Annotated in this window: 23 protein-coding genes and 2 pseudogenes; 8 read left to right on the top strand and 17 right to left on the bottom strand. The window is 70.7% G+C overall.

The window, feature by feature from the left end:
• Nucleotides 1-41: 41 nt before the first annotated feature.
• From OG819_RS08050 to OG819_RS08065, 4 genes are all read right to left on the bottom strand, one after another.
• The gene (locus OG819_RS08050) at nt 42-1,121 is read right to left on the bottom strand and encodes a hypothetical protein (RefSeq protein WP_266648672.1); all 1,080 of its coding nucleotides are present in this window, start codon (nt 1,119-1,121) and stop codon (nt 42-44) included.
• Between the two features lie 80 nt (nt 1,122-1,201).
• Nucleotides 1,202-2,140 (bottom strand): N-acetylneuraminate synthase family protein, encoded by a 939-nt coding sequence (locus tag OG819_RS08055; RefSeq protein WP_266627903.1) that lies wholly within the window; start codon nt 2,138-2,140, stop codon nt 1,202-1,204.
• A gap of 14 nt (nt 2,141-2,154) precedes the next feature.
• Complete coding sequence (locus OG819_RS08060) at nt 2,155-3,387, bottom strand: N-acylneuraminate cytidylyltransferase (protein WP_266627901.1); 1,233 nt, start codon at nt 3,385-3,387, stop codon at nt 2,155-2,157.
• A gap of 74 nt (nt 3,388-3,461) precedes the next feature.
• Entirely contained in the window at nt 3,462-4,787 is a 1,326-nt protein-coding gene (locus OG819_RS08065) for a DUF6716 putative glycosyltransferase (RefSeq protein ID WP_266648674.1), read from the bottom strand.
• A 198-nt stretch (nt 4,788-4,985) separates the two neighbouring features.
• Between OG819_RS08065 and OG819_RS08070 the strand changes: the two genes are divergently transcribed.
• The 3 genes from OG819_RS08070 (at nt 4,986) to OG819_RS08080 (ending at nt 8,638) form a co-directional block, all read left to right on the top strand.
• Entirely contained in the window at nt 4,986-5,966 is a 981-nt protein-coding gene (locus OG819_RS08070) for a glycosyltransferase family 2 protein (RefSeq protein ID WP_266648675.1), read from the top strand.
• The gene (locus tag OG819_RS08075) at nt 5,963-7,297 is read left to right on the top strand and encodes an alpha-2,8-polysialyltransferase family protein (RefSeq protein ID WP_266648677.1); all 1,335 of its coding nucleotides are present in this window, start codon (nt 5,963-5,965) and stop codon (nt 7,295-7,297) included. Before OG819_RS08070 ends, OG819_RS08075 begins: the two co-directional genes overlap by 4 nt.
• A gap of 141 nt (nt 7,298-7,438) precedes the next feature.
• Entirely contained in the window at nt 7,439-8,638 is a 1,200-nt protein-coding gene (locus OG819_RS08080) for an acyltransferase (protein ID WP_266648679.1), read from the top strand.
• On the opposite strand, the gene OG819_RS08085 is transcribed toward OG819_RS08080, so the two are convergent.
• On the bottom strand, nt 8,623-9,273 hold the full coding sequence (locus tag OG819_RS08085) for a TetR/AcrR family transcriptional regulator (RefSeq protein ID WP_266585148.1): 651 nt from the start codon (nt 9,271-9,273) through the stop codon (nt 8,623-8,625). The genes OG819_RS08080 and OG819_RS08085 overlap by 16 nt on opposite strands.
• Before the next feature lie 73 nt (nt 9,274-9,346).
• On the opposite strand from OG819_RS08085, the pseudogene OG819_RS08090 reads away from it, so the two are divergent.
• Nucleotides 9,347-9,625: pseudogene (locus OG819_RS08090) on the top strand (FAD-dependent monooxygenase); the annotation flags it as partial.
• A gap of 209 nt (nt 9,626-9,834) precedes the next feature.
• Here the strand turns inward: OG819_RS08090 and leuE are convergent.
• The 3 genes from leuE to OG819_RS08105 all read right to left on the bottom strand — a co-directional run bounded on the left by leuE (nt 9,835) and on the right by OG819_RS08105 (nt 12,798).
• Nucleotides 9,835-10,488: a leucine efflux protein LeuE gene (leuE, locus tag OG819_RS08095; protein WP_266648680.1), complete on the bottom strand. Its 654-nt coding sequence runs from the start codon at nt 10,486-10,488 to the stop codon at nt 9,835-9,837.
• Nucleotides 10,489-10,548: 60 nt separating this feature from the next.
• On the bottom strand, nt 10,549-11,124 hold the full coding sequence (locus OG819_RS08100) for a Uma2 family endonuclease (RefSeq protein WP_266648681.1): 576 nt from the start codon (nt 11,122-11,124) through the stop codon (nt 10,549-10,551).
• A 93-nt stretch (nt 11,125-11,217) separates the two neighbouring features.
• Complete coding sequence (locus OG819_RS08105) at nt 11,218-12,798, bottom strand: methylmalonyl-CoA mutase (RefSeq protein WP_266627889.1); 1,581 nt, start codon at nt 12,796-12,798, stop codon at nt 11,218-11,220.
• A 227-nt stretch (nt 12,799-13,025) separates the two neighbouring features.
• Between OG819_RS08105 and OG819_RS08110 the strand changes: the two genes are divergently transcribed.
• The gene (locus OG819_RS08110; protein ID WP_266627887.1) at nt 13,026-13,859 is read left to right on the top strand and encodes a L,D-transpeptidase family protein; all 834 of its coding nucleotides are present in this window, start codon (nt 13,026-13,028) and stop codon (nt 13,857-13,859) included.
• Between the two features lie 435 nt (nt 13,860-14,294).
• Complete coding sequence (locus OG819_RS08115) at nt 14,295-15,632, top strand: IS110 family transposase (RefSeq protein ID WP_266647905.1); 1,338 nt, start codon at nt 14,295-14,297, stop codon at nt 15,630-15,632.
• A 166-nt stretch (nt 15,633-15,798) separates the two neighbouring features.
• On the opposite strand, the gene OG819_RS08120 is transcribed toward OG819_RS08115, so the two are convergent.
• The 7 genes and pseudogenes from OG819_RS08120 to OG819_RS08150 all read right to left on the bottom strand — a co-directional run.
• Entirely contained in the window at nt 15,799-16,575 is a 777-nt protein-coding gene (locus OG819_RS08120) for a hypothetical protein (RefSeq protein WP_266648683.1), read from the bottom strand.
• A complete protein-coding gene (locus OG819_RS08125) occupies nt 16,536-16,925 on the bottom strand; it encodes a hypothetical protein (protein WP_266648685.1) in 390 nt (129 codons plus the stop codon). Before OG819_RS08125 ends, OG819_RS08120 begins: the two co-directional genes overlap by 40 nt.
• Nucleotides 16,925-17,587, bottom strand: a complete 663-nt coding sequence (locus OG819_RS08130; protein WP_266438086.1) for an RNA polymerase sigma factor — start codon at nt 17,585-17,587, stop codon at nt 16,925-16,927. The genes OG819_RS08125 and OG819_RS08130 overlap by 1 nt, the downstream gene beginning before the upstream one ends.
• Nucleotides 17,588-18,010: 423 nt before the next feature.
• Complete coding sequence (locus tag OG819_RS08135; protein WP_266648686.1) at nt 18,011-18,805, bottom strand: hypothetical protein; 795 nt, start codon at nt 18,803-18,805, stop codon at nt 18,011-18,013.
• A complete protein-coding gene (locus OG819_RS08140; RefSeq protein WP_266652622.1) occupies nt 18,798-19,484 on the bottom strand; it encodes an RNA polymerase sigma factor in 687 nt (228 codons plus the stop codon). The genes OG819_RS08135 and OG819_RS08140 overlap by 8 nt, the downstream gene beginning before the upstream one ends.
• Nucleotides 19,485-19,667: 183 nt before the next feature.
• Complete coding sequence (locus OG819_RS08145) at nt 19,668-20,117, bottom strand: hypothetical protein (RefSeq protein ID WP_266648687.1); 450 nt, start codon at nt 20,115-20,117, stop codon at nt 19,668-19,670.
• Between the two features lie 262 nt (nt 20,118-20,379).
• A pseudogene (locus OG819_RS08150) lies at nt 20,380-20,718 on the bottom strand (L,D-transpeptidase family protein); the annotation flags it as partial.
• 282 nt (nt 20,719-21,000) lie between these two features.
• On the opposite strand from OG819_RS08150, the gene OG819_RS08160 reads away from it, so the two are divergent.
• Both OG819_RS08160 and OG819_RS08165 read left to right on the top strand, forming a co-directional pair.
• The gene (locus tag OG819_RS08160) at nt 21,001-21,123 is read left to right on the top strand and encodes a hypothetical protein (protein ID WP_266648688.1); all 123 of its coding nucleotides are present in this window, start codon (nt 21,001-21,003) and stop codon (nt 21,121-21,123) included.
• Nucleotides 21,123-21,251: a hypothetical protein gene (locus OG819_RS08165; RefSeq protein ID WP_266648689.1), complete on the top strand. Its 129-nt coding sequence runs from the start codon at nt 21,123-21,125 to the stop codon at nt 21,249-21,251. Before OG819_RS08160 ends, OG819_RS08165 begins: the two co-directional genes overlap by 1 nt.
• Before the next feature lie 60 nt (nt 21,252-21,311).
• Here the strand turns inward: OG819_RS08165 and OG819_RS08170 are convergent, their stop codons facing one another.
• Together OG819_RS08170 and OG819_RS08175 are read right to left on the bottom strand one after the other, a co-directional pair.
• Entirely contained in the window at nt 21,312-22,784 is a 1,473-nt protein-coding gene (locus OG819_RS08170; protein ID WP_266627867.1) for an MFS transporter, read from the bottom strand.
• A gap of 122 nt (nt 22,785-22,906) precedes the next feature.
• Entirely contained in the window at nt 22,907-23,302 is a 396-nt protein-coding gene (locus tag OG819_RS08175; protein WP_266648690.1) for a hypothetical protein, read from the bottom strand.
• Nucleotides 23,303-23,396: the final 94 nt, after the last annotated feature.

Below are 23,396 nucleotides of genomic sequence, written 5' to 3' on the forward strand. Positions count from 1 at the left end.
GGTCCGGCCGGCGACGATTCGCACGCACCGCTACGCGCCGTTCAGGAGACCACCGCCGACAGTCGGTGCACGTCCCGAGCCGTCCCCGTCACCCCGGACAAGAACCCCTGGGCGCGCGGAGAGGCGTTCTCCGTCAGCCAGTTCGGGTCGATGTCGCAGACGGCGACGCGGACCTCGGTGCCGACCAGGGCCAGCGGCAGGGTGTGGACGACTGTCGAGGGGAAGCTGAGGATCGTGCGGCCGATGGGGCCACGGCGGGCGATCAGTTCGAGGGGGAGGTCGGGGCGGACGATCTCCAGTCCCGTCTCCGCGGCCAGCCGGTGGAGTTTGTCGGCGCTCTCGCGGCGGTGGGCGAAGTAGCGGGTCGCACCGTGGGTCCTGGCGAGGGCGCGGACCGCCTCCAGGTAGCGGTCCGGGTCGACCACGCCGGTCTCGACCAGGGAGGTGCCGACCAGGTCCGCGCCCTTGGTGATACGGGGTGGGCCGAAGCGGGCGCGGGTCCAGGAGAAGTCGTTGGCGGTGACTCGCACGCCGTCCGGGACGGAGTCGATGGGCATGGAGGAGAAGACCTCGACCGTACGGCCCTTGGCGGGCGTGAGACGGCGGCGGGCGGACGCGGAGACGGGGGCGAACAGCACGTCCCGGGGACCGGGGCGGCCACCGCGCCGGTGCCAGCGCACCAGGCGTTCGCCCTGGGCGAGCTGGGCGACGAACTCCATCGTCGCCGTTCCGTCGTCGACCACGACCAGGTCGGGGGCGCGGGTGATGGTCAGGAGTAGCTGTACATAGCGGGAGAACGGGTCTCCCATGACGATGCGGCGGGCCCTGCGCAGCAGCGGGGCGAGACCGCCGATGGTGTGGAAGGGCGCCGTGGTGCCACCGCGCGCCTCCTCCCAGCGGACCGAGTGGCCCTCGTCGCGGGCCAGTTCGGCCATGCGGCGCAGCTGGCCACGGGTCATCGGGTCGTTGGGGGACAGGACGACGAGGGTGAGCCCCGCGCCGGGCGGCGCCGTGCCGTGATGGACAGCGGAGTGTGCCCATTCCAGCACGTTCAGGAGCTGTACCGGACTCTCGACGAAGGCGAGAGTGTGGGGGCCGGTGGAACCGGCGCGGGGGCTCATCGACGTACGACCGTCCCGTCGGAAGGAGTTGTCGTAAGGAGGTAAGAAGTAACGCGTGGGGGGTTCGGGAGGTCAGGGCCTCAGACCGCGAGCGGCTCGCCGGCGGCAGCGGCGATCTCCGCCTCGGCGACGACACCCGTGACACGGCGCAGCTTCTTCATGGGGCCGAGCTCGGACTCGTAGACCTTCTTGACGCCGTCGCCGAGGGAGGCCTCGATGGTGCGGATGTCGCGGACGAGGCGGGAGAGGCCGCCCGGCTCGACGGAGGCGGCCTGGTCGGAGCCCCACATCGCGCGGTCGAGGGTGATGTGACGCTCGACGAAGGTGGCGCCGAGGGCGACCGCGGCCAGCGTGGTCTGCAGGCCCGTCTCGTGGCCGGAATAGCCGATCGGGACGTTCGGGTACTCGGCCTGGAGGGTGTTGATGACGCGGAGGTTGAGCTCCTCGGCCTTCGCCGGGTAGGTCGAGGTGGCGTGGCAGAGCAGGATGTTGTCGCTGCCCAGGACCTCGACCGCGTGGCGGATCTGCTTCGGGGTCGACATGCCCGTGGAGAGGATCACCGTGCGGCCGGTGGCGCGCAGGGAGCGCAGCAGCTCGTCGTCGGTCAGGGAGGCGGAGGCGACCTTGTGGGCGGGGACGTCGAACTTCTCGAGGAAGGCGACGGCCTCGGTGTCCCACGGGGAGGCGAACCAGTCGATGTTCTTGCTCTTGGCGTACTCGTCGATCTGGCGGTACTCGTCCTCACCGAACTCCACGCGGTGGCGGTAGTCGATGTAGGTCATGCGGCCCCAGGGGGTGTCGCGCTCGATGTCCCACTGGTCGCGCGGGGTGCAGATCTCCGGGGTGCGCTTCTGGAACTTGACGGCGTCGCAGCCGGCCTCGGCGGCGGCGTCGATCAGCTTGAAGGCGTTCTCGAGCTCGCCGTTGTGGTTGATGCCGATCTCGCCGACGACGTAGACGGGGTGGCCGGGGCCGGCGGTCTTCGAACCGAACGTGCGCAGACGGGAGTTGGTGCTCATGGTGGAGAAGTTCCTTACTTGTCGAGGGAGTCGAGAGAAGGGCCGAGGATCCAGCTGGCGATCTCTCGGATCGCGCCGTCGCCGCCGGGGACGGTGGTGACCGCGCGTGCGGCGCCGCGCACGACGTCGTGGGCGCTCGCGACCGCCACGGGCCAGCCCACGAGGGCGAAGCACGGGAGGTCGTTGACGTCGTTGCCGACGTAGAGCACGCGCTCAGGCGCGATGCCCTGCTCCTCGCACCACTGCTTCAGTGCGAGGTCCTTGCGGTCGATGCCGTGCAGGACCGGGATCTTGAGCTTCCGGGCCCGGGCGGCGACCACCGGGTTCTGTTCCGTGGACAGGATGAGCATCGTCAGCCCGCTCTTGCGGAGGGCGGCGATACCGAGGCCGTCCCCGCGGTGCACGGAGACGAACTCCCGTCCGTCGGAGTCGATCAGCACCCTGTCGTCGGTCTGGGTGCCGTCGAAGTCGAGGACGACCGCGTCGATGTCTTCGGCGGTCGGCAGCGAACCGGGTCGGTTCGCGTCGAAGAGGGGGGCCAGCGCGCGGGCGCGGGCGAGGTCGTGCGGGTCGTCGATCTCCAGCACGCGGGCCGGGTCGGTGCGGACGAGCTCCGTGCGGCCGAAGAAGCGGTGCTGGTGCTTGCGCAGGCCCGCGGCGTCCATGGCGTAGGCCGCGCCGGTCTCCAGGAAGTCCTGGGGCCGGTCCTGGCGGCGGGGCCGGAAGGACTTGTCGTGGTTGACGCCGTTGCCGCCCTCGGTGGACTCGTCGGCGGCGTCGCGCCAGATGAAGCCGTGGAAGTTGGCCACCGTCAGCGCGGTGTCCGCGCCGTTCTCGGCGACCGCCCCGGCGACCCCGTCGATGTCCTCCCGCGTGATGAACGGGCTGGTGCACTGGACGAGCAGGACGACGTCGACCGGGGAGCCGTGCAGGGCCTCGTGGGCGTCCATGGCGTGCAGGACGGCGGCCTCGGAGGTGGCGGTGTCGCCGGCGATGGCGGCGGGGCGCAGGACGACCTCGGCGCCGGCCTCGCGGGCGGCGGCGGCGATCGCCTGGTCGTCGGTGGAGACCACGACGTCCGTGACGAGCCGCGTCGCCCGGCACTCGCGCACCGCGCGGGCCACCAGTGGCACTCCGCCGACCGGGAGGAGGTTCTTGGCGGGGACGCCCTTGGAGCCGCCGCGCGCGGGGATCACCGCGAGCACCCGGCGCACCGGCGCCGCGTGAGCCGCTTCCGAGTTGGTCATGCGCTGTTCTCCTTGACGAGGGACACGGGGAAGTTTTGAGGGATCAGCGGAGGGGTCGGGGGGAGCGACGGTGGTCACAGCTCCCCCATCCGCCGGATCACGGGGGCCACGCGCTGCACTCCGTGGCGGTAGGCGCCGCGGGCCGCCCGGCGGACGATCTGCCGTACGGGGCTGGGCTCCTTGTCGGCCGCGGGGGCGCCGGGCAGCGGGCTGCCGTCCGGGGCGAGGTGGTGGCGGGCGAGGATCCCGGGGAGGTAGCCGGGGGCGGTGACGGGCGTGTAGTAGGGGGCGAGGGGCAGCAGTCCGGGGGCCGCCAGCAGGCCGGTGATCCGGGCGCGCGCCTCGTCGAAGGCCGTCTCGTACCGGCCTCCCCCAGAGGGGGGACCCCCAGCGGCGACACCCTGCCGGGCTACCCACGCCGGGTCGGGTGCCGGCTCGTACCCGGCGTCGAGCTGGTCCCAGGAGGCCAGGCAGCCGGAGCCCACGAAGTGGTGGTTGCCGAGCGCCTCGCGCACCCCGAGGTCGCTGAGGACGACGGTGGGGATGCGGCGGTGCAGGGACTCCAGGGCCGCCGTGGAGCTGATGGTGACCAGCAGGTCGGTGCGGTCGAGCACCTCGCCCATGTGGCCGTACACCAGCCGGAAGTTGGCGGGCAGGTCGGTCTTCTGCGCCAGCTTCTGGTACGGCAGTTCCTCGATGTGCGTGGTGTGTTCGCCCGGCTTGGAGCGCAGCTTCAGCAGCACCTCGCGGTCCGGGTGGAGGCGGGCGTGCTGGATCAGCCGGTTCAGCAGGTACGTACGGTCCTTGCGGTTCTCCGGGACGGAGGGCTGGGCGGCGAAGACGACCGTGTACGGGTCGTGCTTCTCGTAGGCGGCGCCGCCCAGGAAGGGCAGTGCCACCTCCGTCACCGAGGAGGCGTCGGCGCCCACTCCCTCGTACACGGCCCGGAACCGGTCCGCGTCCTGGCGGGAGTTGGCGAGGACGAGGTCCGCGCCGTGCCGCAGCAGCAGGCCGTCGGCGAGCTTCTCGTAGACGACGCCGACATAGCCGGTGACGATGACGGGCCGCTTGCTCCGCCCGTCCCAGACGTGGGCGAGGCCGTGCAGGATCGCCTGCACACCGCCGCCCACGAGGGCGACGACGAGGATGTCGTACGACTCCCGTTCCATGGCGCGCAGGAACTCGACGGCGGTGACCTCGCGGAGGGAATCCGCGCGGACGCCGACTTCTTCGAGCTGGCGGGCGGTGGGGGTGGCTCGGCCACGCAGGAGAAAACCGTCGAGGTGAATGTCCGATTCGACCGGTGAAATGCGATTCGCGGTGAGCGAACCCCATTTCCACCGGGTGTCGGAATCCGCGAGAACGGCGACCCGCAGGGACTTCCTGGTACTTGCTGGCACGTCCAAGACGCTAGGAAGCCATTCCGAGTTGCGGCCCAACCTGAATGCAACAAACGGTTAACAGCACATCGACGAATGGCGAATCGGGCCGCGATCCAGCCGGAAATCAGCTGGGTTCACGGCTTCGCCACGCGTCGTTCACCTGACATCTCACCAACGGTCAAGACGAATGCCGGGCCGCCGCCTAACGTCACATGGGTGGTCAAGCTCTCCGTCATCGTGCCGTTCTACAACGTGCAGCAATATGCACCCGACACCTTGAAGAGCCTGCGCGCGAACGCGCGTGAGGACTTCGAATTCGTTCTCGTGGACGACTGTTCACGCGACGAGACACCGGACATTCTCGCGCGCGCGGAGCGCGAGCTCCCGGGCGCGGTGTATGTCAGACACGAGAAGAACGGAGGACTGGCGACCGCGCGCAACACGGGCATCGACGCGGCGCACGGCGAATACCTCACGTTCCTCGACGGGGACGACTGGCTCGCCCCCGGCTATTACGAGCAACTCGTGGCATCCATCGAGCAGTTGGGCTGCGACTTCGTCCGTACGGACCATGTCCAGTGCACCGCGCGGGCCCGCACCATCCACCGGGTCCCGCACGGCCGGCGCGGAGTGGTGCTGAACCCCCGCGACGCGATACTGCCCGCCGACCGCTCCACCTCCGTCGACTACGCCTACGCCTGGGCGGGCATCTACCACCGCCGCCTGGTCGACCGGGGGCTGCTGCACTTCACCGACGGCCTGCGGACGGCCGAGGACCGGCCCTGGATCTGGAAGCTGCACCGGGAGGCGGAATCCTTCGCCACGGTGGGGCTTCTCGGTGTGTTCTACCGGCGTGGTGTGGCCTCCTCTCTCACCCAGATCGGAGACGTGCGCCAGCTCGACTTCATTCGCGCGTTCGACCAAGTGGTGGCGGAAACCGCCGCGGATCGCGACGCGGAAAAACTCCTGCCCAAGGCCGTGCGCACGTATTGCGCGATTATTTCCCATCATCTGGGATCCATCGAAAGGTTCGAGCCGGCAGTGGCACGGAAACTGAAGTCGATGAGTGCCGTCGCCCTGCGGAACATGCCGCAGGACGTGCTCGACGACGCCCTCGACTCGATGGACGTCCAGCGCGCGACACGGCTGCGCCGACTGCGCCGCCGTCCGGCTCCCACCACGGGGGTGTCCGCGTGACCACCCAGATCTTCATGGCGTCCACGCTGTACGGCACGGCCACGCTCGCCGCGGCCCTGGACAGCGACTGCTTCCGGCCCGCCGACCGGCGCATCCTGCTCGTCTCCAACAACGCGGCGACGCCCGAGACGACGCCCGGCCTCGACGAGATGCCCGGGTTCGAGCAGCTGCGCGGCCGCTTCGACGACGTGATCTCGTGGAACGCGACGATCTCCCCCTTCCACCCCGGCGGCTGGACCCCGCGGCTCGACGACGTTCCCCTCTGGGAGCGGCATCTGCGGCTCGCCTGGAGCCTCGGCGACGACGACATCGAGCTGGCCGTCGAGTCGATCCAGGTCAACCCGGCACTCGGCATCTCGCAGATCTTCATGGGCGCGCCCGTCACCGTGTACGCGGACGGCCTGATGAGCTACGGCCCCACCCGCAACAAGATCGACCCGCTGGTCGGCACGCGGGTGACCCGCCTGCTCCACCTGGACCTCGTCCCCGGCCTCAAGCCGCTGCTGCTCACCGAGTTCGGCGTCGAGCCGGAGATCGTGCCGACGGACGCGTTCTCGAAGGTGCTCGCCGAACTGGTCGACACCGGGGACGAGCTGCCCTTCGTCGACGAACCGGCCCTCCTGCTCGGCCAGTACCTCTCCGCGCTGGACATCCTCACCGCCGAGGAGGAGGAGAACCTCCACGTACGGATGCTGAAGGGCGCCCTCGCGCTCGGCCACACGCGTGTGGTGTTCAAGCCGCACCCCTCGGCCCCGGCCCGCTGGTCGCGCCTGCTGGAGAAGGAGGCCGAGAAGCTCGGCGCCGACCTCACCGTGCTCGACACCCCGGTCCTCGCCGAGGTGCTCTACCAGCGGATGCGCCCCGCCCTGGTGGTCGGCTGCTTCTCCACCGCGCTGCTCACCGCGTCCGCGCTGTACGGCCTGCCGGTCGCCCGCGTCGGCACCGGCCCCCTCCTCGACCGTCTCACGCCGTACGAGAACAGCAACCGCGTCCCCGTCACGATCGTGGACGCGCTGCTGCCCGAACTGACGGACGAGTCGGCGGTCAACGAGCAGCGCCAGGGCATGGACGTGACGCAACTGACGGACCTCGTCCGGGCCGTCGGCTTCGCCATGCAGCCGAAGATCTACCCGGATCTGCGCCCGGCCACCGAGGCCTTCCTGACCCGGCATCTGAACCACCACACCCGGCGCTACTTCAAGCGCAAGCGCCTCACCTCGCTGGCGCTGCCCGGCGCGGTCCCGGCACAGCTGGCGTTCATCCCGCGCAACGCCACTGTGCGCCGGGTGGCGCGCCGCGCCCGCTCGCTGAAGCGGGCGGTGGGCCGCTGATCGGGTTCCTGGGCCGGGCCGTCGCGGGCCGGCCCGGGAACCCGAAACGACGTACAGGTGAACGAGCACCGGCCGTCGGGCGAATCGTCGGTCGGACGGCCAGGTAAACCTTGTTAATCGGATTAGTGTGCCGTGGGTCCCATGAGTCCCGCTGAGGGGAAACCTGTGATCGACTCGCGCGAGGCCGTCCAAGTGGCCTCCACGGGCACCGTGGCCCGCACCGTCCTGCCGCCCACGGAGGCACCGCCCCCCGCGAGGCCCGCCAAGCCCCGGGAGACGCGGCTGCGCGCACTGGACGGACTGCGGCTGGTCGCCGCGCTGATGGTGGCCGCGTACCACTACGGCGGGCGTGACGGCGAGGTCGCGAAGGCCTGGGGCACATCGCCGCGCCACCAGTTCCCCGTGCTGCACGGGTACTTCGCGTACGGCTGCCTGGGCGTCCAGGTGTTCTTCGTGATCAGTGGCTTCGTCATCTGCATGAGCGGCTGGGGCCGCCCGCTGCGCTCGTTCTTCGCCTCCCGCGCCTCCCGGCTGCTGCCCGCGTACTGGGCCGCCATCATCCTGGTGACGGTGGTGTTCGCGCTGCCGATGGTCGCGTTCAAGACGGTCTCGCCGAGCGACACCCTGGTCAACATGACGATGCTGCAGTATCCGCTCGGCGTCGACCGGGTGCTGGGCGTGTGCTGGACGCTGTGGGCGGAGGTCCGCTTCTACGCCCTCTTCGCGCTGTGCATCGTGCTGCCTGGCGCGAACCGCCGCCGCGTGATCATGTTCTGCGCCGGCTGGACGCTGGCCTACGCCATCGCCCAGGGCGCCAAGATGCCGCCGCTGGACATCGTCCTGATGCCCGAGTACGCGCCGTACTTCATCGGCGGCGTCGGCCTCTACCTGGTGCACCGCGACCGCAAGGACGTGTACGCCTGGGGCATCGTGGCCGTGAGCTGGCTGATCGGCCAGCACTACGCGGTGCAGGGGCTGTGGCACGCCCCGCAGGCGAACGGCTTCTCCTACCGCACCAGCTACGGCATCGTCCTCGTCGTCACCTTCGGCTACGTCGCCGTCGCCGCGATCGCCCTGGGCTGGCTGCGCTGGGCCAACTGGCGCTGGCTGACGGTCGCGGGCGCGCTGACGTACCCCTTCTACCTCGTCCACGAACACCTGGGCTGGGTCGTCATCAAGGCCCTCCACCAGGGGCTGCACATCCCGTCGTACGCCACGTTCCTGCTGACGGCGGCGAGCATGCTGCTGCTGGCCTGGCTGCTGAACCGGTACGTCGAGAACTGGCTGACGCCGAAACTGCGCACGGCGCTGGCGAAGCCCCGGCCTCAGCCGATCCCGTAACGCGTCCCGATCCCCGCGATCACCAGGGCCAGCCCTTCTTCGAAGTGCCGGTCGTAGTCCTCGAAGATCTCCGCGCCCGCCGCGGCCGACAGAGGGAAGTCGGCCATCCGGCGGGCGCGGTCGTCCACGTCGTATCCCTCGCGGCGCTCGCCGGGGAGCGGCTGGACGCCCTGTTCCTCGGTGACGAACCCGAGGGTGTAGAGGTAGGCCGTCGTGGCCGCCCGGACCGCCTGGGCGAGGGTGAAGCCCGCGTCCGTGAACAGACGCAGGGTCTTTTCCATCTCGACCGCGTGCAGGGTGCCGGTGAAGCGTGAGCCGCTGAAGACCCTGGCGCCGTCGCGGTAGCTCAGCAGCGCGGCGCGCAGCGCGCGGTTGGCCGTCAGGAGCCGCTCCTGCCAGGTGGCGTCGGGGTCCGCCGGCGCCGCCTCGGTCATCCGGCGATACATCTCCGTCGCCATCTCGTCGAGCAGCGCCTGTTTGTCCTTGAAGTGCCAGTACAGAGCGGGCGCCTTGACGTCCAGCTCCTTGGCGATGGCGCGCAGACTCAGGCCCTCCAGGCCCACCTCGTTCAGGAGTTCCAGGGCGGTGTCCGCGACGCGCTTGCGGTCGAGCGGCGCTCGTCGTTCCGTGCTCACGCTTGACAACTTAACACCGTTAAGGCAACCCTGGGAAACGCCAGCACTTAACAGCGTTAAGGAGAGTGGAGTCATGACGGCACAGGCGGCGGACACGGGCGTGAGCGCGGGCCGGAACACGGACGTGGACGTGGACGTGGACGTGCTGATCGTGGGCGCGGGCCCCGCCGGTCTCGCCCTCGGCGTCGACCTCGCCCGGCGCGGGGTGGACGCGCTCGTGGTGGAGCGGGCCGACGGCCTGTTCCCCGGGTCGCGCGGCAAGGGCATCCAGCCGCGCACGATGGAGGTCTTCGAGGACCTCGGCGTACTCGACGCGATCCGTGCGGCCGGTGGCCCCTACCCGGCCGGGGTCGCGGCCGGCCCGGAAACCCAGGCACCGGCACTGCCCGTCCCCACGGCCAGGATCCCGGCACACGAGTCGTACGGCACCGGTCTCTTCCTGATCCGCCCCGACGGTTACGTGGGGTGGGCGGGCGGCACGGCTTCGGGGCTGCGGGAGTACGCGACGCGCCTGGGCGTCCTCGGCCAGGACCTGTCCCAGGATCTGCCCCAGGATCTGGCTTAGGCGCTGGCCAGGGTGAGCTTCACGGCGAAGCCCAGGAACAGGGCGCCCGCCGCGGTCGTGGCCCCCGCCGACAGCCGCTTGCGCCGCCGGAAGGCCGCCGCCAGCTTCGTCCCGCTGAAGATCAGCGCGGTGAGGTACAGGAAGCTGGCGAGCTGGGCGAAGGCACCGAGGACGACGAAGGAGAGGGCCGGGTAGGCGTAGCCCGGGTCCACGAACTGCACGAAGAAGGCGACGAAGAACAGGATCGCCTTCGGGTTGAACAGGCTGATCACCAGCGCCCGCCGGAAGGGCCGCTCCTCGGCGGCCGGCGCCGCGTCCGTCTCGCTCTCCGCGACCCGCTCGTGCCGGGTCCGCCACATGCCCCACGCGGCGCGCAGCATCCCGATCGCCAGCCATGTCAGATATCCGGCCCCGGCGTACTTCACGATCCCGAACAGCACGGCGTTGGCCTGCAGCAGCGAGGCGACTCCGGCCGCGGACAGGGTCATCAGTACGGTGTCCCCGCACCAGACACCCGCGGCGGCCGTGTATCCCGTGCGTACGCCCTTGCGGGCGGCGACGGACAGCACGTACAGCGAGTTCGGCCCGGGAAGCAGAACGATCAGCACGAGTCCCGCGAGATAGGTCGGGAGGTCGATAACACCAAGCATGAGGTGGAGTGTCGCACGAGAGTACGACACTCCACCTCGGGGTTTCGTGAGGCGGGACGGTCAGCCGTCGAGGAGGGTGTCCACGTCCAAGGTGACCTTGACACCGATCGAAGGCGGCAGGGCGACGGACTGGCCTCGCTTGAAACGCTCGGGGTCGCCATACGCGCCGTCTGTGGGGTCGGTGTAAAGGAGGACCTCGTCGTGCTTACGGTCCGCGATGAGGTAGACCGGAAGGCCCGCCTGGGCATAGCACTCGACCTTTGGACCGAGGTCGTCGGACCAGTTGGAGGAGGTCACTTCGACGACGAGGCGGAAGACATTGGGCGCGTAGTAGTTCTTCTTCACATGAGCGCCGTCGAAGTCCTCATCCACAACAGAGAGGTCGGGAATCGCGAAATCCTCTGGCAGCGTGGGCAGCCAGAGGCCGATGCCCTGGATCCATTCAGCCCCGCTTCCCTCAATGCCTGCACGCTCCAACGCCCTGCAAAACTTCGTCAATGACCGCCCGTGCGGGCCATCCGGCGGCGGTGTCACAGTGAGCCTCCCCTGGAGAATCTCCACGCGGTGCCCAGGCAGTGCACGGGAGAGCTGTTCGGCGGCTTCGCCCAGCGTCAGCTCGTGTTGCAGTACGGCCACGGCATCCTCCTTTTCAGGGGCTCACTCTTCACGAGAGTAACCGGGGCCGATTGAACTCCGCCCCTGATCACTCATACGGAGTAACCGCCCAGCTCAGAACACATCGCTCGGCACATACGTCCCCCAAACCCCCCGCAACGCGTTGCACACCTCGCCCACCGTCGCGCGGGCGCGCAGGGCGTCCTTCATGGGGTAGAGGACGTTGTCCGTGCCCTCGGCCGCCTTCCTGAGGTCGGCGAGGGCCGCGTCCACCGCCGACTGGTCGCGCTCGGCGCGGAGCTTGGTGAGGCGTTCGGCCTGCTGGGCCTCGATGGCGGGGTCGACGCGGAGGGGCTCGTAGGGCTCCTCCGCGTCGAGCTGGAAGCGGTTGACGCCGACCACGACCCGCTCACCGGAGTCGGTCTCCTGGGCGATCCGGTACGCGCTGCGCTCGATCTCGCCCTTCTGGAAGCCGTGCTCGATGGCGGACACCGCGCCGCCCAGCTCCTCGACCCTCGCCATCAGTTCGACCGTGGCCGCCTCGACGTCGTCGGTCATCTTCTCGACGACGTACGAGCCGGCGAAGGGGTCGACCGTCGCCGTCACGTCCGTCTCGTACGCCAGGACCTGTTGCGTCCGCAGCGCCAGACGGGCCGACTTGTCCGTCGGGAGCGCGATCGCCTCGTCGAAGGAGTTGGTGTGCAGGGACTGCGTGCCGCCGAGGACCGCGCCCAGGCCCTGGACCGCGACGCGCACCAGGTTCACCTCCGGCTGCTGGGCGGTCAGCTGGACCCCGGCCGTCTGGGTGTGGAAGCGCAGCATCAGCGACTTGGGGTCCTTCGCGCCGAACTCCTCGCGCATCACCCGCGCCCAGATGCGCCTGGCGGCGCGGAACTTGGCGACCTCCTCCAGGATCGTCGTACGGGCGACGAAGAAGAAGGACAGACGGGGGGCGAAGTCGTCGACGTCCATGCCGGCGGCCACGGCCGTGCGGACGTACTCGATGCCGTCGGCGAGGGTGAACGCGATCTCCTGCGCGGGCGAGGCACCGGCCTCGGCCATGTGGTAGCCCGAGATCGAGATCGTGTTCCACTTCGGGATCTCGGCCCGGCAGTACTTGAAGATGTCCGCGATCAGCCGGAGGGACGGCTTCGGCGGGAAGATGTACGTGCCGCGCGCGATGTACTCCTTGAGCACGTCGTTCTGGATCGTGCCCGTGAGCTGGTCGGCCGGGACGCCCTGCTCCTCCCCCACCAGCTGGTACATGAGCAGGAGGAGGGCCGCGGGGGCGTTGATCGTCATCGACGTGGAGACCTTGTCCAGCGGGATGCCGCCGAACAGGATCCGCATGTCCTCCACCGAGTCGATGGCCACACCGACCTTGCCGACCTCGCCGTGCGCGATCGGCGCGTCCGAGTCGTGGCCCATCTGGGTGGGCAGGTCGAAGGCGACCGACAGGCCCATCGTGCCGTTCGCGATCAGCTGCTTGTAGCGCGCGTTCGACTCCACCGCCGTGCCGAAGCCCGCGTACTGACGCATGGTCCAGGGGCGGCCGGTATACATCGACGGGTACACACCACGGGTGAAGGGGTACGCGCCCGGCTCGCCCAGCTTCTCGGCCGGATCCCAGCCCTCCAGAGCCTCGGGCCCGTAGACCGGCTCGATGGGCAGTCCGGACTCCGACTCGCGCGCCATTGCTGTGCCTCCCACTGAAGTTACCGATCGGTAGGACCGACCTCCGCCACGGACTGTAGCGGGGGCCGTGCGCGGGGTGGAGAGAACCGCGCTGGGACCTTGCTCACAGGCTTCATCACCCGCAGGCTTCATCGCCACAGGCTTCATTCCCCAGGATGGCGCCTCGTTCGCAACCGGGCGCGCCTGGGGAGCATCTCAGGGGACACGACGACGCACCGGGGGTTGGAATGCGTACGACTGGTATGGGGAGATCGCTGGCCGCCCTCGTGGCGCTCGTCGCGGTGAGCGGCTGCACGGCTCAGGCCGTGGACGCGCACGGGAACACACAGGGGAGCACGCGGGGGAAGACGCCGCCGTCCGCCTCGAAGACGGACCGTTCGGCCGCGCCCGGGGACGACAAGCCGGGCGGCGCATCGCCGTCCGCCGCCCCCAAGGTCCTCTGGTCCCGCGGTGACAAGGGGAACGACGTGCGGGAGGTCCAGGCCCGGCTGCACCAGGTGGCCTGGCTCATCCCGGCGCCGACGGGGACGTACGACACCCCCACGGTCGACGCGGTGAAGGGATTCCAGGGCAAGCGCGGGCTGCCGCGGACCGGCGAGCTGGACGCCGTCACCTGGCAGCGGCTGCGGGGGATGACGCACAAGCCGGCCGCATGGGAGTTGTACCCGTACGGCGGACAGCCCGCCGCGCGGCCCGACCCGCGCTGTATGACGGGCCGGGTGCTGTGCGTCAGCAAGACGAGCCGCACCCTGCGCTGGATGATCGACGGGAGGACGGTCTCGGAGATGGACGTGCGGTTCGGCTCGCAGTACACGCCGACCCGCGAAGGGGTCTTCAGCGTCTACTTCAAATCGCGCTACCACGTGTCGACGATCTACCACACGTCCATGCCGTACGCGATGTTCTTCAGCGGCGGCCAGGCGGTCCACTACTCCCCCGACTTCGCGGCCCGCGGCTACTACGGCGCCTCGCACGGCTGCGTCAACGTTCGGGACGAGGGGAAGATCGCGGCGCTGTTCGCGCAGGTCCGGGACGGGGACAAGGTCGTCGTCTACTGGTGACAGCCGGCCCGGAGGGCTGATAGGCGCGGGCGGGACCGGGGGAACGTGTCCCGCCCGCGCCGATGTGCACCAGGCCCGGGTACGGGGGGAACCCCGGCTCGGTGCAACGGCCGATGACCAGTCGGCTCACCCATTACTGCGTCGGTGCGGCCGAAAACGTCACACCCGGGCGGAAAAAAATCTGACGGCATAGGAAATCGCAGGTCAGTCCCCCTGTTCCCTTCGGGTGCGCCTTGCCGGCGTGAAAACATGGCTGCGGCGCCTGCCCGCCGACGCCGGTAGCTCGTTGGGACGTTGAGCCCGTAGGTCAGTCTGGTGCCGGGGCCGCAGAGGGGCCACGCACTGTTGCCATCGAGCACGCCGGTCAGATTTTCGCTCCCCCGCGGCCCCCTGGGCAGGCGTCGGCCCGTACGGATCGATACCAGGGAGTTGTGCATGGCGGACACCGACGACGGTGGCGTCGAGGAGATCGAGCAGGCCGAGGAGCTCGTGGCCCGTGTCGCGGCGATCGATATCGCCAAGGCGTCGGGCATGGTCTGTGTGCGGGTGCCGCACGAGGACAAGCCCGGCAAGCGCGTGCAGCGGGTCTTCAACACCGTCGCGACCAGCGGCGCGATCCTGGACCTGGCCGACCACCTGGTCTGCCAGGGCGTCACCCGGGTGGTGATGGAGGCGACGTCGACCTACTGGAAGCCGTACTTCTTTCTGCTGGAATCGCGTGGTCTGGAGTGCTGGCTGGTCAACGCCCGTGACGTCAAGAACGTCCCGGGCCGGCCCAAAACCGACCGCCTGGACGCGGTCTGGCTGGCCAAGCTCACCGAACGCGGCATGCTCCGGCCCTCGTTCGTACCCCCGAAGCCGGTCCGTGAACTGCGCGATCTGACCCGGGCCCGGGCCGTCATGACCCACGAGCGCACCCGCCACAAGCAGCGCACCGAGAAACTCCTCGAGGACGCCCAGATCAAGCTGTCCACCGTGATCGCCGACATCTTCGGCGTCTCCGGCCGGGCCATGCTGGAGGCACTGATCGCGGGCGAACGCAGCCCCAAGGCGTTGGCGGACCTGGCCCACGGCACCATCAAGGCCAGCCACAGCACCCTGGCCGAGGCCCTGACCGGCCGGTTCGAAGAACACCACGCCTTCATGTGCCGGATGCTGCTGGACACCGTCGACTACCTCACCGTGCAGATCGACAAGCTCACCGCCCGGATCACCCTGCGTCTGGCCGAGCTGTCCACCACCGAGGACGACGAAGGCCCCGGACAGGGCACCCTCATACCGATCACCGACACCGAACGCCTCGACGAGATCCCCGGCGTCGGCCCCAGCACCGCGCAGGTCATCCTCGCCGAGACCGGCCTGGACATGACGGTCTTCCCCACCGCCGGCCATCTCGTGTCCTGGGCGAAACTCTCCCCACGCACCCTCCAGTCCGGAAACAAGAACACCTCCGGCCCCACCGGCAAAGGCAACCCCTGGCTCCGCGGCGCCCTCGGCGAAGCAGCAATCTCCGCCGCCCGCACCGACACCTTCCTCGGCGCCCGCTACCGCCGCATCGTCAAACGCCGCGGCCACATGAAAGCCCTGGTCGCCGTCGCCCGCTCCATCCTGGTCGCCGTCTGGCACCTCATGAACGACCCGACCGCCCGCTACCGAGACCTCGGCCCCGACTTCCACACCCGCAACCTCGACCCGGCCCGCAAGAGCCGCGACCTCGTCCGCCAGCTCAAGGCCCTCGGCCACGACGTCACCCTCACCCCGGCAGCCGCCTGACATCCCACGACCCCACCGCCCCACACCAGCCCCCGACCGTCACCATCGAGGGGCTATCTCGCCATCCCCATCTGACCGTTGAGTTTTCCGGTCAGAGCGGTATGGGAGGGGTTCTGGGAGCCGGTTTGGCTCAGAACGCACCCAGGCCGGATGGCCGAAAGCTCTCTCAGAGGGCCGTCAGCAGCGGCAGCGCGCGGTACGTCGAGCCGGCGTCCGGCGTCGGAGCGGTCGAGGACGGCGAACCGTGCGGCCGCAGCGGCGCGAGGACCGCGTGCGGTGACGGGGCGAGGATCCCGTTGCCGCCGTGGTGGCCATCCTTGCCGCCCGTGCCTGTGTGGCCGTCGCCGTCACCGCCGTTGTCCCCGCCACCGGACCCGGTGCCCGAGCCGCCCCCGAGCGCCTGGCCGGAGCCGGAGTCCGAGCCCTTGTCACCCTGCTGGTCCTGGCCGCCCCGGTCGTCGCGCGCGGCGGCGCCCGTCTGGTCCAGGACGCCCTTGCAGTACTTCTTCACGCGCCTGCCGCCGCCCGCCGCGTCCGCCAGGACACGTCTGCGGCCGGACTCCAGGTTCTTGCCGCCCAGCACGTCACGGCAGTACGCACGCGTTTTGGCCCACCACTCGCGGGAGCGGGCCGGCCGGCCCGCGTCGGAGGAGCTGGGCTGTCCGCTCGGCGCGCCGGAACCCTGGGCCTCGTCGTCGCCGGAGCCGGCACCGGCCGGCGCGCTCGTGGTGGCGCCCGGGATCGGCGCCTCGGAACCGTAGGCCTTCGACGCTCCCGGCGACGGTGACAGGAGCGGCTGCCGCGGTGTCTGCGCCGCGGAAATCGTCGCCGCCGGATTCGGCGAGTCGTCACGGAACGGAGTCGGCAGCACTCCGGTTCCGGCCGCGACGGCGACCCCGCCGATCATCCCGGCGGCCAGCGCGGCAGCGATCCCCAGACGCACCGGACGGCCCCAACGGGTCCCTCGGCGGCCCGGCGCTGGACGGCCCAGCCGGACGAGCCCCGCGTCGGCGGAGTGCGCCGCGGCCCCGGGCGCCCCCGGCGGCCGAGCTGGGCCACCTCGCCGTCACGGCCCGCGCGCGCCTGCCGGAACGCGGCCAACGCGGCCGCCTCGCCGCGGAGTTCGGCACTGCTCGGCGCGGGCTCGGGAGCCAGCGCGCCGAGCGCGCCGAGCGCGTCGGCGAGCCGCTTGGCCCGGCCCTGGGTGTCGGCGTCGACGGCTTCCAGCGGCTCACCACGCAGCAGACGCTCCGCGGCGTCACGGTCCAGCCACTTGTCCTGCTCGTCGGCCATCACATGTCCTTCTGCGTCCGCGAACGCGTATGCGTCACACCCGCGGACGTCACCGCGCGTGTGCGCGACTCTCGTTGTGGGGGAACGGCGCCGAGGCCGCCGGCGGATTCCGGATCCGCGCCGAGCAGCTCCGCGAGCCGCTTGAGACCGCGGTGCGCCGCGGTGCGGACGGCTCCGGGGCGCTTGCCGAGCGTCTCGGCCGCGGTCTTGGCGTCGAGGCCGACGACCACGCGCAGCACGACGGCCTCCGCCTGGTCCTGAGGGAGCTGGGCGATCAGCGAGAGGGTGCTGTCGGTGGCCAGCGCCTCGATCGCCTCGCCCGCGGTGTCGGAATCGCCGGCCTTGCCGGTCAGCTCGGTCTCGTCACCGCCGATCGCGGGGCGGCGCCCGCGCATGCGTATGTGGTCGAGGGCGCGATTGCGGGCGATCCGGGCCGCCCAGCCACGGAAGCGGTCCGCGTCTCCGCTGAACCTCTCCAGGTCACGGGCGATCTGCAGCCAGGCCTCGGACGTGACGTCCTCCGCGTCCGGGTCGCCGACCAGCGTCCGTACGTATCCGAGCAGCCGTGGGTGCACCGAGCGGTACACAGTCCGGAACGCGGTCTCGTCCCCGTCCTGTGCCGCAAGCACCGCGGCGGTCAGCTCCGCGTCGTCCCCCAGCACCCGCGCGCCCCTCTTTGCGCCTGAACCGGCGCCGCTCTCGCGGACCGGGTTGCTCGCCGTTGTGGTTCCTCAATTGGTGGTTGCGGTCTAAGGCCCCTCATGGGTGCGGTGGTCCGTACCTCCGCGCCCCGGCGCGAATGGCACGTTACGGCCTGAAACCACTCCCCGTCCATGTTGGTACAGCATGCAACTAACTCGTGACACAGCGAGGTGTGACAGAAAACGCAGCCGCGGCGCTGTAGAGAGTACGGGTCGCCGCGCGGCCCGTGCCGCGCGACGGTCGGGGCCTCTCCTGTGGGGGGTGGCGGCCCCGGCCGTTGCCATCGGCGAGGACGGAAGGGCGTGCGTCGGACACACCGACGGACACTCGGGCCCACCGTTTCCCGGCTTCCCCGCTGTGTCCACTGCACGTCCCGGCCTTGGCTACTGCTTGCCCTTGGACTTGGTCGGCTTCGGCGTCGCCGCGGCTGTCGCGGCCGGGCTCGGCGTGCCGTCCGACTTCTTCGCCTTCGCGGACCCGGTGTCGTCACTCAACTGCTCTGCGCAGTACGCCGCGACCTTGTCCTCGCCGCCCGCGGCCGTGACGAGCCGCTGCCAGGCCGCCGAGTTCAGGGCGTTGCCCCGGCCCTTGACCGACGCGTACGCACGGCAGTGGGCCTCGGTGTCCTGTGCCTGCGTCGGGTGGCCGGAGGGATCGGCCTGCGCGGAGGTGCCGGGAGCGGACGAGTCGGGAACCCCGGGGGCGTCCGGCTGCGCGGACCGGGAGGCGGACCGGTCCGGGGCGCTGCTCGTCGGCCGGTTCCCGGCCCCGCCCCGGTCCTCGTTGTCGTTGTCCGACGACGACGAACCGATGGCCGCGACGGCGACACCGCCCAGGGTCACGCTCGCCAGCAACACGGCGAACGTGGCCTTCAGCGAACGTCTCACGCGCCGCTGCTCGCGCGGTCGCCAGTCGTCCCGCCGCCGGGTACGCGCGGCGTGCGCGCCGTTGTCCCGTGCGACACGGAATGCGGCGACGGCCTGCGCCTCCGCCTCGGCGTCGTCCGGACGGCCGCGCACGGCGGCGGCGAGCAGCACTTCCAGGGAAGGTACTTCCGAAGCGGGCGTCCGGGGAGCCGCCGCGCGCGGAACCTTCACGGCGGGCTCTTCGCTCGGGGAACTCGACGGGTGCGCGACCCGACGGTCGGGGGTTCCGCCGTCGCCGTGTCGTTCACCCATGTCCGGTTCCGTTTCCCTCTTCGCCCGAAGGCGTCCTGCCGCGCGGCGAGTTCTCGCCGTTCATCCCGACTCCCCCCAGCGTCCGGGGGCGCTCATCCGTCACACTCTTGGCGCCGAGCTGCCGAGCGAGCCTCTTCAGGCCCCGGTGGGCGGCGGTGCGCACCGCGCCGGGGCTCTTGCCCAGCACCCGCGCCGCCGCAGGCCCGTCGAGGCCGACCACGACCCGCAGCAGCACGGCCTCGGCCTGGTCCCGTGGCAGCCGCGAGACCAGCTCGAAAGCGTATTCCGTCGAAAGGGTCTCCAACGCCTCGTCGTGCGTACTGTGCGTGCTGGGCAGCTCCAGTACGTCCTGTTCGAGCGCCGTGCCACGGGGCCGTACCTTCAGCCGCCGCAAGTGGTCCAGCGCCCGATGCCGGGCGATGGTCGCGGTCCAGCCGCGAAACCCGGCACCGTCCCCGCGGAACCGGCCGAGGTCCCGTGAGATCTCCAGCCACGCGTCGGACGCCACGTCCTCCGCGTCGTCACCGACGATCCCTCGGAGGTACCCGAGCAGTCCGGGCTGCACGAACCGGTACGCGACCGCGAAGGCGGCCTCGTCCCCGTTCTGCGCCCGCGCGACGGCCTCGCCGAGCTCCCCGTCGTACGCCTGCACGCGGCGGGATTCCCCTCCCTGGCCCAACACTGTCCCCGTTTGTGCGAGTTCATCCCGATTCACGCTGTCCGACGCGACTGGCTACACTCGAACGCCTCCGTGGCCATCAGCGTCAGGCCGCACAGAAATGTCACAGCCCATCAGGCGCGCCGACCGCCTCGCACGCCCCTTTCACACCTCACGCGCTCGCGGTCGCCCTTCACGCCCTTCTCAAGCGGAGCGCCCTCCGAAGGCCACCTGCCGGTCCGCCTCTCGGGCCACACGCCCATGCAGCTGCAAATACAGGATCCGGACGGACTCCCGCTCCCCCGCCTCGAAACGTTTCACGACCTTGCCCAGCGGGTTCCACACGCGCCCGTCCGGCATCCGTACGCCGACGGGCTGGCCGAACAACTCCCGCTGGTCGGCGCAGAATTCGATCCATCGCGCCCCGGCGCGCCGTACGAGCACCTCGCCGGTGTAGGCGCCGAGCCCGAACAGCACGTGCGTTACGTCGGCGCGCTCGGACTTCCCCTTCCGCAGCCCGTCGACGATGAAGTCGACGACCCGCAGGCTGTTCACGGAGTAGTCCAGCGGCAGCCGGTTCCGCGCTGTCACCTGCCGCACGAACTGTGCCGCGTGCCGCCGCATCCACACCTCGGCCGGCGTCCGCTCCTCCATGACTCCCCGCCCCTCGTCCCCATGACCCCGTACATCCGGGGCACACGCCCGGGGCGTGGTCACGTCCCGGTCCACCAGACCCAGCGGGACGAGGACGCCGAACATCACGTGTGACGCACGTGACGAACGCCACGGGGCGGGGCTCTCGGTTTCGTACAACCATTCGCTTCACTCAAGCGTCATGAGGCGCTTCACGCGTCGCGGGGCGCTCAGGAACCATCTCGGCCGTACCGGCCGGACTGTGACGCGGTCATCCCGCCGATCAACCGATGGCGATCCGCGGATGCGCGCCCGGCTTGATCCAGCCCGTGATCCGGTCCATCGTCGCGCGCGGCACGGAGACGCATCCGGCCGTCGCTCCCTGCCCGTTGACGTGCAGGAAGATCCCGGCGCCGCGACCGGGCGTCGCCGGCCAGCGGTTGAAGTTGATGACGAGCGCCTTGGCGTACTGGGTCGGGTAGTTGATGAGGTGCTCGCTGCCCCGGTCGCCGGTCTCGGTGAGCGGGAAATCGGCGCCCTCCGCGGTGTGCATCGAGTTGTAGTACTTCGACTCCGGGTCCTCCACCCACCAGTGGCTGGAGTCGACCCGCGTGTACGGCATGCCCGCTTGCCCCTGCTCGCCGCGATCCGCAGCGCGTCTGCCAGAGCCGCGACAAGCTGTACGCCCGCGAAGCGCAACTCCCCTCTCCCTGTGGCCTTCGGCGAGGCGAGCAGCGACCTGGCCCCGGTCAGGACGACCTCCGCCGAATCGAGCAGATCCGCCTCAGGTTCGTCGGCCGGGTGGGACAGGCGGCTGTCCGGATCATCCGTGCTCGGGTAGCACGGGGCGCCGCTGACGATCACTCTCAGCGAGAAGGGTGGGCGGGCCGACTGTCAGCTCGCGGTGCGCGGCAAGCACGTCCAGACCGCCACCGCCTTCGGAAGGTTCGGGCGGGCCACCTGCCAGGCCGAACTGCCCTCACCCGAGCCGTCGGACGCCTCCGCGACGGGACAGCGGGGCAGCTGATGAGGAGTTCCGCAGGGCGGGGCGCGGTTCGCGACGCGCTCGCCGCCGCCGTCGCCCTCAGCGCGGTCGCCCTGTCCACGCGCACCGAGACGACCGCCGTACGCACCGAGTCCCGCTGCGCACCGTGACCGTGACCGTGCCCTTGCACCACCGCACAATGCGGCTCGGCCGTTACGCGTTCACGGGCGTCACCCGGCGCTTTCCACGGGCTCCGGCACAGGAGCCGCCCGTTGCTGCGGGCTCGGCATCCGGTCCGCGTCCACCACGATCCCGGCGATCAGCGCGGCCAGCAACAGCGCTCCCATCGCCCACCAGGTGGCCACGTTGAAGCCGTGCACGGCGGCCCGGGAGGCGAGGGCGCGACGGTCGACGCCGGGGCCCGCGTGCGCGGTCGCGTACCGGGTCGTCACGCTCGCGGCGATCGTGTTGAGCAGCGCCGTACCGATCGAACCGCCGACCTGCTGGGCGGTGTTGAAGGTGGCGGAGGCCGCGCCCGCGTCCTGGGGCGCGACGCTCGCCGTGGCCAGCGAGATGGAGGTCATCATCGCCGTGCCCATGCCGAGGCCGAGCATCAGCATGCCGGGCAGGATGTGCGAGGCGTACGCGGGTGCCACCCCGACCTGCGCGATGATCGCCATCGCGCCGGCGGCCAGCAGCAGCCCGGGGACGATGAGGGCGCGCGGCGGGACCCGGTTCAGGAGGCGGGCCGCGACCTGCGTGGAGCCGGTGATCATGCCGACGGTGATGGGGAGATAGGCGAGCCCGGTCTTCATCGGCGAGTACCCGAGCACGCGCTGCATGTAGTAGGTGAGAAAGAGGAAGACCCCGAACATCCCGATGGTCACGAAGAGGATGGTGAGGAACGCCCCGACCCGCTGCCGGTCCCTGACCACCGACATCGGCAGCAGCGGCACCCGGGCGCGGGTCTGCCAGAACCCGAACGCGGCGAGCAGCACGACCCCGGCGGCCAGCAGTCCGAGGACCAGTCCGTCGCCCCAGCTCCTCGACTCCGCCTCGGAGAAGCCGTAGACCAGCGAGAGCATTCCGGCGGATCCGAGCACCGCGCCCGGCACGTCGAGGCGGGCGTCCTCGTAGCGGCCGCCGCCGCTCAGCACCGCCAGGGCGCCCGCGAACGCGACCAGGGCGATGGGGACGTTGACGTACAGGCACCAGCGCCAGTCCAGGTACTGGGTGAGGAAGCCGCCCGCGAGCAGTCCGAACGCCGCGCCCGCGCCGACGATCGCGCCGAACACACCGAAGGCCTTGCCGCGTTCCCCGGGGTCGCTGAACGTGGTCGTGAGCAGTGACAGGGCGGCGGGGGCGAGCAGCGCCGCGAACACGCCCTGCAGGGCGCGCGCCCCGAACAGCATCCCGGAGTTCACGGCCGCGCCGCCCAGCGCGGACGCGGCGGCGAAGCCCAGCAGGCCGATCATGAAGGTGAGTCGGCGCCCGGCCAGGTCGGCGATCCGGCCGCCGAGCAGCAGCAGCCCGCCGAAGGCGAGGGTGTACGCGGTGATGACCCACTGCCGGTTGCCGTCCGACATGTGCAGGTCGGTCTGGGCGGAGGGCAGGGCGATGTTCACGATGGTCATGTCGAGGACGACCATCAACTGGGCGAGCGCGATGACGACGAGCGCCCACCAACGGCGGTTGTCGGCCACGAGGCCTCCCGAGTCCGGCGGTTGTCCTCATGTTCACTCCGGAGTCCGCCGTTTGGGAACGGCCGCGTACCTTAAGAACGGGCAATCTCGCCGCCCTTCGGCGCGCCGCCGCCGGACCGGCCCTACCCCACGGCCTCGCGGCACAACAGCCGCAGCGAGCCGTCGCCCTCGTAGCAGCGGCGGGCCTCGTCGACGGGGTCCCACAGGCGCCCGTCGGGGGTGCGCAGCCAGTGCTCGCCACCCGTCTCCCACCATTCCGCGCCGGCGCACCGGACGATGACCTCACCGGCGTACGCGCCGAATCCGCGCAGCACGGTGTGGACGGCGGCGTACGGCGCCCCCTCCCGGCGTATCTCCTCGATCAGCCGGTCGACGCGCCACAGGCTCTGCGCCGAGTAGTCCAGGCGCAGCCGGGCGCCCTCGCGCATCGTCGCGACGGTGTCCGCGGCCCAGCGCACGGGCTTGTTCGCGGCGGAGGGCCTGGTCGCCCGGGTCGGGTTCGCACTCGTTGCGTTCACACTCGGAAGAGCGTCTTCCGGGCGGGATTCGTCACGCGTTCCGGACGCCTTCGCGACACCGGCCCAGGACCCCCGTCTCCGGCCCCAGGACAGT

The sequence above is a fragment of the Streptomyces sp. NBC_01549 genome (assembly GCF_026339955.1).
GTDB lineage: Bacteria > Actinomycetota > Actinomycetes > Streptomycetales > Streptomycetaceae > Streptomyces.